The sequence below is a fragment of the Acidobacteriota bacterium genome, assembly GCA_030949985.1.
Classification (GTDB): Bacteria; Acidobacteriota; Polarisedimenticolia; order J045; family J045; genus JALTMS01.
Genome location: JAUZRX010000044.1, coordinates 59,215 through 70,875, shown reverse-complemented (window position 1 = coordinate 70,875; position 11,661 = coordinate 59,215). Strand labels below are relative to the sequence as shown.

Below are 11,661 nucleotides of genomic sequence, written 5' to 3'. Positions count from 1 at the left end.
AGGGGAGGCTTGGGAGAGATGATCATCATGGAAAATCACCGACCTCCACGATGGCTTCGCCGGACGGGGTTGCTGTTGGGCCTGCCGCTGATCTTTCCGCCTGCCGCCCTCCTCGCCCAGGCGGGGCCTCCGACTCAGCCGGCGGGCCATGTGCGCAACATGACGGTTTCGGCCCAGGCGTCGGAGGCCGTCCAGGCGCGGCTCGCCGAACTTTCGGCCCAGGTGCAGCGGTCGCCGGATGACCACCGGCTCCTGGCCCGCTACGGCCTCGCCCTGGTCAAGGCGGGGCGTTCCGACGAAGGGCTGGCCGCCCTGACCCGCGCCGCCGTGGCCGCGCCGGAGGAGCCGGACGTGCTGCTGCTCTATGCCAAGGGCCTTCTGCGCGCCGAGCTTTTCGACGAGGCCGTGCGGCAGGGCCTGGCGGCGGCCGTCTCGCCCCTGGCCTCCCGGAAGACCATGGCGGAGGGATATTCGGTGGCGGGGTTCGCCCGCTGGCGCCAGGGCAACGTGCGCCGGGCCGAAGAGTTGCTGCGCAAGTCGGTCAAATACGACAAATCCAATCCCCGCCCGTTTTTCAACCTGGGCGTCCTGCTCTACAACTCGGGCAAGCGAGCGGAGGGTGTGGGCTTTCTCGAGCAGGCTTACCGCATCGCCCCGCAAGATCCCAAGGTGCTCAAGGGGCTGGCCGATCTCTACCAGCGCCAGGGGCAGTTGGGCAAGTCTCTCGAGTTTCTCGAGCGCCTGGCCGAACAGCGTGCAGGAGACGCCGTCCTGGCTGCGAGGATGGGGGTGCTCTACCTCGAGACGGGCCAGTACGAGAAGGCTGCCCACCACATGGGGCGCGCCGCCGGTCTCGAACCTTCCAACCGGGACTACCACATCGCCTACGCCACGACACTGGCTCGGGCGGGACGCATCGACGATGCCCGGCGGCAGGCCGAGATCGCCGAGGAAATGGGGCTCGACGTCTCCAGCGTGAAAAAGCTGATCGACGCGGCGGAGGCCGAGAAACGTTGATCGTGGCGGTGGGCCGGTGACCCTCCTGGACGTGGATTCTTCCCTGGGGGTGGCGCGGCTCACTTTTCGCGCGTCCCCCGGTCGGGCTCCCGCCGCGACGCCGGAGCTGATGGACGAGTTGGAAGCGGCCCTGGAAGCCCTGGGCGCAGATGGGGCCGTCGAGCGCCTGTTGCTCGGCTCCGACTCCGCCACGGCCTTCCTCGTCTCCCCCCCGCCCGCCACCATCCCGGTGCAGGATGCCGATCTCCTGTGGGAGTGGGTCCGTCGGGGTCGCCGGACGCTTTGCCGGCTGGCCGAACTGCCGTTCCCCACGGTGGCCTGCATCGAGGCGCCGGCCGTTGGTGCCGGGTTCGAACTGGCCCTGGCCTGTTCGATGCGGGTGATGGTCCGCTCGGCCACCGCCGGCGTGGGCTTTCTGCCCCACGAAGGCTGGATGGTCCCGGCCTGGGGAGGAAGCGTCCGCCTGGCCCGCCGCCTCGGTCCGACCCTGGCCTGGGAGCTGCTGCGATCGGCAGCCCTGGTACCCTCCAGCCTGGCCCTGCGCTGGGGGCTGGCCGACTCTCTGGCCGAACCCGGGGCACTCGAGTCCGTGGCCCGTGAGGTTTCGGCGCGGCGCCCGCGCTGGCCGCTGATCGACCGCTGGCTGTGGGCTCTTCCCGGAGGGGCGGACCTGCTGATTCGGCGCCTGGAAGGCCGGGCCGGGCCCCTGTCCGGAGTGGAGCGGATGCTGCTCGACCAGGTGCGCAGGGGCTTGACCTGGCCCTTCGACGAGGCCCTCGAGGAGGAAGGACGGGCCCTGGTCCATCTCGCCGCGTCGAGGTTCCAGGAGTGATCGCCTTGCTTCGAGAGGGTCCGGAGCCCTATTTTTCTGCTTGCAAAGGTTCGGGTCCGAACCCGCGGGGCATGTCCGCCGGTGGAGGCCCCTGAAGGGTGGTGTGCCAATGAAAGGCATCATTCTCGCCGGTGGCTCCGGCACGCGCCTCTACCCGGTGACCCGGGCGGTGAGCAAGCAACTGCTTCCGGTCTACGACAAGCCGATGGTCTACCACCCGCTTTCGCTGCTGATGCTGGCGGGCATCCGAGAGATTCTCCTGATCAGCACGCCCCACGATCTCGAGCTCTTCCGGCGTCTGCTGGGCGATGGGCGCGAGCTGGGAGTGGAGATCTCCTACGCGGCGCAGGAGCGGCCCGAGGGCCTGGCCCAGGCTTTCATCATCGGCGAGCGCTTCGTGGGCTCCGATCGCGTGGCCCTCGCCCTGGGCGACAACATCTTCTTCGGTCATGGGCTGCCTCGTTACCTCCGCAAGGCGGCGGGGCGGGAACGCGGGGCGACGGTCTTCGCCTACTCCGTGCGGGATCCTCAGCGTTACGGTGTGGTGGGCTTCGACGAGCGGGGGCGGGCGAGCAGTCTCGAGGAAAAGCCCCGGCGGCCCCAATCCAACTGGGCCGTCACCGGGCTCTACTTCTACGACAACCGGGTGCTCGAGATCGCGGCGGGCCTGAAGCCTTCGGCGCGTGGTGAACTCGAGATCACCGACGTCAACCGGGCCTACCTGGAACGTGGCGAGCTGCACGTCGAGCGCCTGGGTCGGGGCATCGCCTGGCTCGATACGGGAACCCACGCTTCCCTCCTGCAAGCCTCGAACTTCGTTCAGGCGATCGAGGAGCGCCAGGGGATGAAAGTAGCCTGTCTCGAAGAGGTGGCGTTCAAGATGAAGTTCATCGATGCCCGACAGCTCGAGCGCCTGGCCGACGGTATGCGTGCCGGGGCGTACGCCGACTACCTGCGGCGGATTCTCGAAGAGGAGCCGGAGTTCCATGAGAGTTTCGCCGACTGAGCTGGAAGGTGTCCTGCTGATCGAGCCACGGGTGCATCGGGATGGGCGCGGGTTCTTCTTCGAGTCCTATCACGAGCAGCGTTATCGTGATGCCGGGATCGACGTTCGTTTCGTGCAGGACAATCACTCTCGTTCCCAGCGCTTCGTGCTCAGGGGCCTCCATGCCCAGTGGCGCCACCCCCAGGGCAAGCTGGTCCGGGCCAGCCGAGGGGAAATCTTCGACGTGGCGGTGGACATCAGGCCCTCTTCGCCGACCTTCCGCGCCTGGGTGGGGGTTCATCTTTCGGCGGAAAACTGCCGCCAGCTCTACATTCCAGCGGGTTTCGCCCATGGCTTCTGCACTCTCAGCGAGGTGGCGGAGGTGCAGTACAAATGCACCGCCTACTACCATCCGGAAGACGAAATCACCATCGCCTGGAACGACCCCGAGATCGCCGTCGACTGGCCGGTGGACGAACCCCGGCTCTCCGACAAGGACCGCCACGGGAGGCTGTTGAGCGAAGTGGTGGAGATGCTCGCGAAAAGCGGGCCATGAGAGGAGTCCCGGTGTGGATGCTTTGAGCCCGGCGGACATCGAGCAACTCGCCGCGAGGGGCATCAGTGCCGACGAAGCCCGGCGGCAGCTCGCCTTGTTGCGCCAGCCTCCGCCCTACGCCCGGGTCCTGCGGCCGGCGACGGTGGGTGACGGCATACACCAGCTGGACGCCGCCGACGAGCCCCGCCTGCTCGAGCGCTACGATCGGGCCCGGCGGCTGGGGCAGATCCTGCGCTTCGTCCCGGCCTCCGGGGCGGCGAGCCGGATGTTCAAGGTGCTCGAGGCTTACCGCTCGGGGGTTCGGGACGACCCGACGGTGGCGGCGGCCGAGCGCCTTGCGGCGGAACTCGATCGCTTCCCTTTCGCGGCCGAGCTGCGTCGGGCCGCGGGACTCGACGGCGGTGAGGCGGCCGACCCGCGGCGCTTGATCGAAGCGCTGCTCGGGCCCGGCGGCCTGGATTACGGGCGGATGCCCAAGGGATTGGTTCCTTTTCATCGTTACACCGATCATCTGCGCACCGCCTTCGAGGAGCACCTGGTGGCGACCCTCGAACAGGTTCGCGACGGCTCGGGCGCGGCCCGGGTCCATTTCACGGTCTCGCCCGAGCACGAGGAGCGGTTCACGGCCCTGCTCGACCGGCGCCGTCTCTTTTTCGAGCGGCGCTTCGAGGGGCGGCTGGAGGTGGCCTTCTCCCACCAGCATCCGCGGACAGACACGCTGGCCATCGACGACGATCAACTGCCCGTTCGGCGCGAAGACGGAAGCCTGCTGCTGCGCCCCGGCGGACACGGGGCGCTGATCGAAAACCTGGCCGCGCTGGGGACGCCGGTGGTGCTGATTCGCAACATCGACAATGTTCTTCCCGACGGCCGACGCGGGATCGCGAGGCGATGGAGCGGTCTGCTCTGCGGCCTGCTGCTCGAACTCCAGGACCGGGTCTTCGATCTGACCGAGCGCCTGGAGACGGCCGGGGCCGCGGCCATCGGGGCGACGCGCACCTTCGTCGACCGGTGGTTGGGCGCGGGACCGCCCGCCGGCGAAGACGCCGATCGACCCGAATCCTGGTTGCGCCTGCTCCGGCGGCCGCTGCGGGTCTGCGGCATGGTGCGCAACGAAGGACAGCCCGGCGGCGGCCCCTTCTGGGTGCTGGACGGCCTGGGCCGGGAAAGCTGCCAGATCGTCGAGGGTTCCCAAATCGATCCCGACTCCGGGGCGGCCCGCCGGGCCCTGGCCGCGGCGACCCACTTCAATCCCGTCGATCTGGCTTGCGCGCTCGTGGATCGACACCGGCGACCCTATCGTCTCGAAGAGTTCGTCGACCCCGCCACGGCCTTCGTGTCGACCAAGTCCTTCGGCGGGCGATCCCTGCGGGCCCTCGAGCGACCCGGCCTGTGGAACGGAGCCATGGCCTACTGGAACACGGTCTTCGTCGAGGTGCCGGCGGCAACCTTCGCGCCGGTGAAGACGGTCTTCGACTTGCTGCGGGACGAGCACCAGGAAGGAGGCGGGCGATGAACGGCATCCTGGTCGTCGACGACCATCCCACCGACCGTCGCCTGCTGGCGGGCATTCTCGAACGGGAGGGTTTTCCGGTTTTCGAAGCGGCCACGGGCGGCCAGGCCCTCGAAACGGCCGCCTCGAGGAAGCCCGACCTGATCCTGCTCGACATCTGCCTGCCGGATCGGGATGGCTACGACGTCTGCTCGACGTTGAGGACCCATCTGGAGACCTCCGACATTCCTGTGATCTTCGTCTCGGCCATCGAGGCCAAGGAAGAGATCGCCAGGGGACTCGAGCTGGGGGGATCCGACTTCATCCACAAGCCCTACTGCACCCGGGAAGTCCTGGCGCGGATTCGTACCCACTTGCAGATCGGGCAGCTCAACAGTTCCCTGCAGGCCGTCAACGACGACCTGCTGCGCCTGAACAACGACCTGCTCGAGAAGCAAAAGCGTCTCGAAGAAGACCTCAAGGCCGCCGCGCAGATTCAGCAGGCCCTGCTGCCTGCCGGAGATCTGCACCCCCCCGGCGTCGAGACGGCCTGGACCTTCCTCCCCTGCGAGGGCGTGGGCGGCGACATCTTCAACTTGTTGCAGCTCGATGAGCACCGTTGGGGGCTGTACATCGTGGATGTCACCGGTCACGGAGTGCCGTCGGCGATGGTGACGGTATCGGTGGCGCAGAGCCTGGCGCCTCACCTGGGGATCACGGTTTCGAGCCAGGCCCGGCGGGGTGATTCACCCATTGCCCCGCCCGCCGCCGTGCTCACCCGCCTGGACCAGGAATATCCCCTCGAGCGTTTCGACCGGCCGTTTACCATCTGCTACGCGGTCCTCGATACCCGTACCGGCGAGTTGGCCTACTCATCGGCGGCTCATCCGCCACCCATCGTGTTGCGCGTCGATGGCAGTGTCGAGCGTCTCGAGGAGGGGGGGCCGCTGATCGGCATGGGCGCTTTCCTGGCCTTCGACGAGGGCCGCACGCGACTGGCGGCCGGCGATCGCGTGTACTTCTACACCGACGGGATCGTCGAGCACTGCTCCACCGGCGGCGAGCTTTTCGGAGAGGATCGCCTGGTGGCCCTGCTGCGGGACGGAGCGGATCGAGGCCTCGAGGAGTTGTGCCGGCGGGTGATGCGCGAGCTGACGGTCTTCGGCGGCCGCCGACCCCCGCGAGACGACATCTCGCTGCTGGCCCTCGAGTATCGAGGAGGATCCCCATGAGTGACCTGCGACACCCCAGCGGACCGTGGACCCTGGAGCTGATGCTCGAATCCCGGTTGGAGAATGTCGACGCGCTTCGCCGGCTGTTGATCGTTGCCTGTGATTGGTGCGGGGTGGACGAGGCGGCGCGCTATGCGGTCGAGCTGGCCACGGTGGAAGCGGTGACCAACGCCATGCGGCACGCTCACCTCCTGGATGCCGGCAAGAAAGTGCGGGTCGTCGTCAGCAACCCGGAAGGCGCGATCCGCATCGTCGTGGAAGACGAGGGTCTGTCCATTCCTGACGAGCAGTGGGAACTGGCGTCTCACCGGGCGCAGAAGCAAGCCGCCGAGCAGGCCCGGGAAGGGGGACGGGGGCTGTTTCTGATTCGCGAATTGATGGACGAAGCGGACTACGATTCGCTGGACGGGACGAACCGCTGGACCCTGGTCAAGCGCCTGTAGGGCGCCCTTCCAGCTTCTTCACGGCGGCCTCTTCGTCGTCGAAGATCTCGAGGATCCGGTGCAGGCGGGTGAGTTCGATGATCGACCGCACCGGTGCGGTGAGGTTGCTCAGCGCCACATCGCCCGACTTGGCCCGCGCCGCCTTGAGGACCGTGACGAGCACGGAAAGCCCGCTGGAGTCGATGAACTGCACGTCGGCCAGGTTGACCACCAATCTGGCCGATCCACTGTCGATGACCCGCTTGAGTTCGTCGCGGATGGCGGGAGCCTCCGCCGCGTCAAAGGCGCCGCTGATGGTGATGATGTCTACCGAGCCCTGCGTGCGATGAGAAAACGGCATCTGACCTCCTCCTCCGAGAGCCCCTGCCTGGAGGCTTTTCGGGGAAACGTCCGGGCGCCCGGCTCTCCCCGACGGACAGGGTTCAAAGCTAACCGAGACATCGCCCCGAGGCAAGCTTGACCTTTTGCCGGGTCAGGGGCCTTCCCAGTTGCAGGTGTTCGTCGCCCGGACCTTGAAGAAGCGCAGGGTGGGAAAGGCGCCTGCACCGCCGCCCTGCCGGAACTCGGTGGCTCCCTGGGTGCGTCCGGTGAGCACCGCCTCCGCCATCGAGGCCGTGCCGCTTTCCAGTAGGTGATAGCCCGACGCGCCCGCCGTGGCCTGCCAGCTGTGGAGCAGGTCGGCGCCGTCCCGGCGGATCATCAGGCCGGAGGTTTCAGGGGGCACGGGATCGCCGCAGTCGAGGGGCGAGCACTCGAGAGCCCGGTCGGCCCGGAGGTGCAGTGTCCAGCCATGGAGCCTCCCCGGAGCCACCGCGCTCTCCCGGTTGTCGTTGATCACCAGGGTCCAGGTGCCCTGGGCGCCCTCGCCCTTGAAGTCGTCGAGGGAGCCGGGGCCGTCCGCCGGGCGGTCCCGGTCATAGCGCAGTTTGAGGTCTTGCTCGCCGGCGTGGCTCCGGTTGTGCAGGGTGACCTGGGTGCCTGCCGGCGAGACGAGCATGACGAGCAACTCGCCGACATCCCCGTGGGAGATGTCCACGGTGACGTCGATCTCGCCCACCCGGGCATCATCGATCACGTCCTGGGGCGATTCCAGGCCGCCGAAAAACGAGCTGGGCAGGTCGAGGGGCGGGCCGTCGGGGTAGTCCCGCTCCACGTTGCCGATGGCGATGGAAAAGCGGCTTTCCTGGGCCTCGGCCTCGGCCGATCGAGTGTTTTGGGTGAAGTGCAGCACCTGGCCGCAAGGGGCGTCGGGAGCGACGGTCAACTCGTAGTAGGGCGCGGTCATTTCCGCCGTGGCGCCGGGGTCGAGGTCCGGCCACTGTCCGGAGCGCAGGGTGATGCGGGCCCAGTCGTCACGGTCGACTCGCAAATCGCCGGTCACATGGGTGGCTCCCTCGTTGCCGCGATTGGCCAGTTGCAGGGGCAGGCGGAGGGTTTCCCCCGGATCGAGGATGCCGTCCCCGCCGCCCAGGGGTGGGTCATCGAGCAGTCGGTGGCCGTCGTAGGTCAGCCGGGGGCCCGTGGTCGGGGAGACGCCGCCGGTGGCCACCAGGGCGAAGCCCTGCGGGCCGATCGCCACGTCGGCCGCGATCACCTCCACCGTCCAGGAGCCTGCTGCGGGAGAGTCGAAGAGGACCTGCTCGAGGTTGTTGATCGGGTCGGCGGTACCTCCGGGAACCGAGTTGCCGTTACCGTCGGTCTGGTTGCCCCAGTAGACCGTCCCATCGGGAGCGGTGACCTTCAGGTCGAGGTTGTTCACCGTGGCCTCGGCGGCCATCAGCTCGGCGGGGGGCTCGGTGAAGACCAGGGTGATCCGCAGCGGCTGGCCGGAGGCGTCCACCTCGAGGGGGTAGGTGGCCGCTTCTCCGGTGGACAGCCCCGCGCTGCGCCGCAGGTCGTCGAGCACCACCAGGCCGCGGCTGTCGCCGGCGAAGAACAGGGAGCGCTCCAGGTTGACCCGCCCCCACCCTTCCTGGTCGCTGGGGTAGCCGGCCACGCCGGTCATGTCCATCGCCCCGCTGATCAGCACCGCCTTCATCAGTGCCCCGGAAGGCACCAGCGCATCGGCGGCCACCGGGGCGCCGCTGGGATACCAGCCTTCGGTGAAGTACTCGCGGACCAGGGTCGCCGCCCCGGTCACCGCGGGGGAGGCCATCGATGTGCCGGTCAGGCTGCGGGTGCCGCAACTCTCGCCCGAAGCCGCCGAGACCGTCGAACAGCCCGGGGCGAAGATCTCCGGTTTGCGCCGACCATCGGAGGTGGGACCGCGGCCTCCCGAACAGTGGTTGTCGGCGTTGCCTTCCCGCTCCGAGGCGCCTACCGCCAGCACGTTCTTGGCGTTTTCCGGTGTCTTGAGGTTCGAGCCGTTGGTCACGGCGAAGAGCACCAGCGAGTCCTCGTACTGCCAGGAAAAATCGTCGATGTCGCGCGACCAGGATGTGTAGGAGGTCGTCCCGTCGTCGCCCCAGGAGTTGGAGTGGGTGCGGGCGCCGTCCTGGTGGGCGGCGATCAGGTTGTCCTTCAGGTTGGAGGGGGCGGAGCCGGAGCCCGAGATGTCGTCGAGATTGGTGAACGAGATCTTGGCCGCGAAGGCGTGGCCGTCGCCGGAGTCCCAGGCGCCCCAGGTGCCCTTGTCTCCGGCCATCGTGCCGTTGGTGTGGGTGCCGTGGCTGTCGGCACCCTGGCCGTTGCCGGATCGGTAGGCGATCACCTTCCGGTGGTTCGGCCCCGGAGGGCTGCCGCCGTCGTCGAAGTAGCAGGAGTCCAGGTCGAGGCGACCGTCGATGTTGCCCATCACCTGGCCCTCGCCGTGGAGGCCGTGCTCCCAGATGGGGCGCAGATCCTGCACGTTGCTCTGGATCACCCAGCTGGCCCCGTCGTTGCGCAGCGTGGCCTCCGGGTATTCCTCGATGAAGGCCACGTCGGGTTGGTGGGCGATGGCTTCGAGCAGCGGTCGAGGAGCCCGGACGAGCAGGCGCAGTGTGCCATGGTCGGTCCAGGTGGCCCGCAACTCGGCACCCTGCCGAACCAGCCGGTCGGCGATGGCGGTCGCGTCGCTTCCCGGCCAGAGGTCGATGGTGACCAGCAGACGCGCGCCGCTGCGGCGACGGGAGTCGCGGTAGGGCCGGCGGCCCAGCTCCGGGGAGATCTTCCAGCCCGGCTCGACGGGGCCTTCCCAGCGTAGCCCCGGCAGGGCGGCGAGAGCCGCCCGGGAGCGTTCGCCGGCGCGCACGATCCAGGCTTGGCGGGGCAGGTAACCCAGCACGCGGGCTCCTGTCCCTTCCACCAGGCGCCGCCGTTCCGCCGTCAGTCGGCCATCGAACTGAATGACGCGGACATCGGCCGTCGCGCGCTCGCTCGGGTTCAGGCGCAGGTTCTCCGGGAGGTCGGGCAGGGACACCTGGGGATCGAAGCTGCCGACCTGCAGGCGCAGGGGGACGCCCGCGGCCAGGGCGGGCGCAGAGAGCAGAAGCGACAACAGGATCACGGGCACGACAGCGCGAGCGGTCAAAGGCATCGGGGTCTCCGGAAAGAGTTCCCCTCTCTAGTACTCGCAAACCCGCCGCGGGGGAAGCGAAACCCGCGGCAAGAGGCCGGCGGTCCGCCGGGGTCTTGTCCGTGACGATCCGCGCGTTTGCCGGGTCGGCCACGCCTCGCCGGTCCGTGAGAACTCCCGCGCTGGGCGGCGTTTCGGCCGCGGGGCGCGTGACTGGGTCAGTCGACGACCTGGAAGTGGACGTTCTGGCTGACCTTGGCTCCGCCGGCGTTGTCCTTGACCGAGACTTCCAGGCGGTAGTGGGCGACGGGGAACTGGGGGGCGATCCCGAGGGTCCAGGCCCTGGCGGCGCCGGACTGGTGGGCCGCGACCACGGGACGACCGGCTCGCACCCAGCCCGCTCCGGGCTTGCCCGGGGGGCGGATGTAGAGCTGGTAGGTCACGTCGAAATCGGCCCCGCCCGCTTGCTCTCCCGCGCCCAGGACCTGGTAGAAGATCGTCAGGTCTTCTCCGCGCCTTACCGTGGACGAGCCCTTGGGGACCACCTCGAAGCCGCTGACCCGGAAGGGGGCGGCGGCGGTCTCGTCCTCTTTCAACTCGCGAATCGATTCCGCCAGGAGGATTTTCGAGAGCCGGAGCTGGTCGGTGGGGACGCGGGAGACGATGTGAAAGGCCTGGAAGCGGGGCGTGAAGGTTCCTTCCCCGCCAGCCACGCCGGCCACCACGGCATAGCGGCCGGGAGGCAGAGAGCGGGCGGCCTGGGCGATCAGCCCGGTCGAGGTTTTTTTATGTAGGAAGGGAAAACGATCGGTTCCGAGGACCAGCCCGCTGTCTTCGTCGTCTTCGCTGCGCAGGATCGCCACCAGCCGCTCCCCCTCCGCCAGCGGTTGCGGAAGAGTGAACGTCAGCCAGGCCATGGTGTTGCCCTCGGCGGCCGGGAAAAAGTACCACTCGGCCTTCCAGGGGGAATCGATGGTGGTGGGGGTGCCGTCGAGGAAGGCCCCGGCGGCGTCCCACAGCGCCGTTTGCCAGGGATAGCGGGTGGTGGGAGCAGGTGGTTCCATCTGGCGGGTTTCGGTGGCCTTGGCCACTTTTTCCACCGGGCCCAGGTCGTTCCACTCCCCGGTGACGATCGGCGGCCAGCGAGGCTTCCACTCGGGGTCGCGGGGGGTATCGGGGTAGAAAAGCAGCGTCAGCGCGTCGTCCCTGCCCTTGGGATCGACCTTCTTCCCTTCTTCGTCGGCCGGCGCCGGGGCCGCCATGGCCAGGAGCATCACCCACGGCACGAGGGCCGCCCGGGGGAAGTGTCTGCGCCCATGTCCGATCCACCCAGTTGCCATCGCGTCACCCCTTCTGCGGGCCTGCGACAACCCGCGCCCGTTTCGCCGGCGAGGACGAGCCGAGCAGCTGGCACTTTAGCATCACTCCCGGCTCATTCCACCCACGTCGTGATGCCGGCGGCGGGGATTCCGGCGCTGGCGGGGTGAACCCGGAGAGCGAAATCAGGGCGAATGCTTTCCGGGGTTCGCGGAGCGATGGACGGCTCGAGTCGGGGGCCGAGCTGTGTGGACAGGGTCCGGAGCCCGTGGAATCATCGGCCTGCAAACC

Annotated in this window: 10 protein-coding genes; 7 read left to right on the top strand and 3 right to left on the bottom strand. The window is 68.5% G+C overall.

The window, feature by feature from the left end:
- Positions 1-18 precede the first annotated feature (18 nt).
- The 7 genes from Q9Q40_10340 (at position 19) to Q9Q40_10310 (ending at position 6,557) form a co-directional block, all read left to right on the top strand.
- Positions 19-1,017, top strand: a complete 999-nt coding sequence (locus tag Q9Q40_10340; GenBank protein MDQ7007621.1) for a tetratricopeptide repeat protein — start codon at positions 19-21, stop codon at positions 1,015-1,017.
- Positions 1,018-1,033: 16 nt separating this feature from the next.
- The gene (locus Q9Q40_10335; protein ID MDQ7007620.1) at positions 1,034-1,849 is read left to right on the top strand and encodes an enoyl-CoA hydratase/isomerase family protein; all 816 of its coding nucleotides are present in this window, start codon (positions 1,034-1,036) and stop codon (positions 1,847-1,849) included.
- A gap of 109 nt (positions 1,850-1,958) precedes the next feature.
- On the top strand, positions 1,959-2,855 hold the full coding sequence (gene rfbA, locus Q9Q40_10330; GenBank protein ID MDQ7007619.1) for a glucose-1-phosphate thymidylyltransferase RfbA: 897 nt from the start codon (positions 1,959-1,961) through the stop codon (positions 2,853-2,855).
- Complete coding sequence (rfbC, locus tag Q9Q40_10325; GenBank protein ID MDQ7007618.1) at positions 2,836-3,390, top strand: dTDP-4-dehydrorhamnose 3,5-epimerase; 555 nt, start codon at positions 2,836-2,838, stop codon at positions 3,388-3,390. The genes rfbA and rfbC overlap by 20 nt, the downstream gene beginning before the upstream one ends.
- A 13-nt stretch (positions 3,391-3,403) precedes the next feature.
- A complete protein-coding gene (locus Q9Q40_10320; protein MDQ7007617.1) occupies positions 3,404-4,906 on the top strand; it encodes a DUF4301 family protein in 1,503 nt (500 codons plus the stop codon).
- A complete protein-coding gene (locus Q9Q40_10315; GenBank protein ID MDQ7007616.1) occupies positions 4,903-6,114 on the top strand; it encodes a fused response regulator/phosphatase in 1,212 nt (403 codons plus the stop codon). The genes Q9Q40_10320 and Q9Q40_10315 overlap by 4 nt, the downstream gene beginning before the upstream one ends.
- Positions 6,111-6,557, top strand: coding sequence for an ATP-binding protein (locus Q9Q40_10310; GenBank protein ID MDQ7007615.1), 447 nt, complete (start codon positions 6,111-6,113; stop codon positions 6,555-6,557). Before Q9Q40_10315 ends, Q9Q40_10310 begins: the two co-directional genes overlap by 4 nt.
- Here the strand turns inward: Q9Q40_10310 and Q9Q40_10305 are convergent.
- From Q9Q40_10305 to Q9Q40_10295, 3 genes are all read right to left on the bottom strand, one after another.
- Positions 6,544-6,897 (bottom strand): STAS domain-containing protein, encoded by a 354-nt coding sequence (locus tag Q9Q40_10305; GenBank protein ID MDQ7007614.1) that lies wholly within the window; start codon positions 6,895-6,897, stop codon positions 6,544-6,546. The two genes, Q9Q40_10310 and Q9Q40_10305, sit on opposite strands and share 14 nt — an antisense overlap.
- A 132-nt stretch (positions 6,898-7,029) precedes the next feature.
- Positions 7,030-10,074, bottom strand: a complete 3,045-nt coding sequence (locus Q9Q40_10300) for a S8 family serine peptidase (GenBank protein ID MDQ7007613.1) — start codon at positions 10,072-10,074, stop codon at positions 7,030-7,032.
- Positions 10,075-10,271: 197 nt separating this feature from the next.
- Positions 10,272-11,393: a hypothetical protein gene (locus Q9Q40_10295; protein ID MDQ7007612.1), complete on the bottom strand. Its 1,122-nt coding sequence runs from the start codon at positions 11,391-11,393 to the stop codon at positions 10,272-10,274.
- Positions 11,394-11,661 lie beyond the last annotated feature (268 nt).

Coding starts and splice junctions, on each gene's coding strand:
- Q9Q40_10340 (MDQ7007621.1), top strand. CDS start 19: ATGATCATCATGGAAAATCACCGACCTCCACGATGGCTTCGCCGGACG.
- rfbA (MDQ7007619.1), top strand. CDS start 1,959: ATGAAAGGCATCATTCTCGCCGGTGGCTCCGGCACGCGCCTCTACCCG.
- rfbC (MDQ7007618.1), top strand. CDS start 2,836: ATGAGAGTTTCGCCGACTGAGCTGGAAGGTGTCCTGCTGATCGAGCCA.
- Q9Q40_10315 (MDQ7007616.1), top strand. CDS start 4,903: ATGAACGGCATCCTGGTCGTCGACGACCATCCCACCGACCGTCGCCTG.
- Q9Q40_10310 (MDQ7007615.1), top strand. CDS start 6,111: ATGAGTGACCTGCGACACCCCAGCGGACCGTGGACCCTGGAGCTGATG.
- Q9Q40_10305 (MDQ7007614.1), bottom strand. CDS start 6,897: ATGCCGTTTTCTCATCGCACGCAGGGCTCGGTAGACATCATCACCATC.
- Q9Q40_10300 (MDQ7007613.1), bottom strand. CDS start 10,074: ATGCCTTTGACCGCTCGCGCTGTCGTGCCCGTGATCCTGTTGTCGCTT.
- Q9Q40_10295 (MDQ7007612.1), bottom strand. CDS start 11,393: ATGGCAACTGGGTGGATCGGACATGGGCGCAGACACTTCCCCCGGGCG.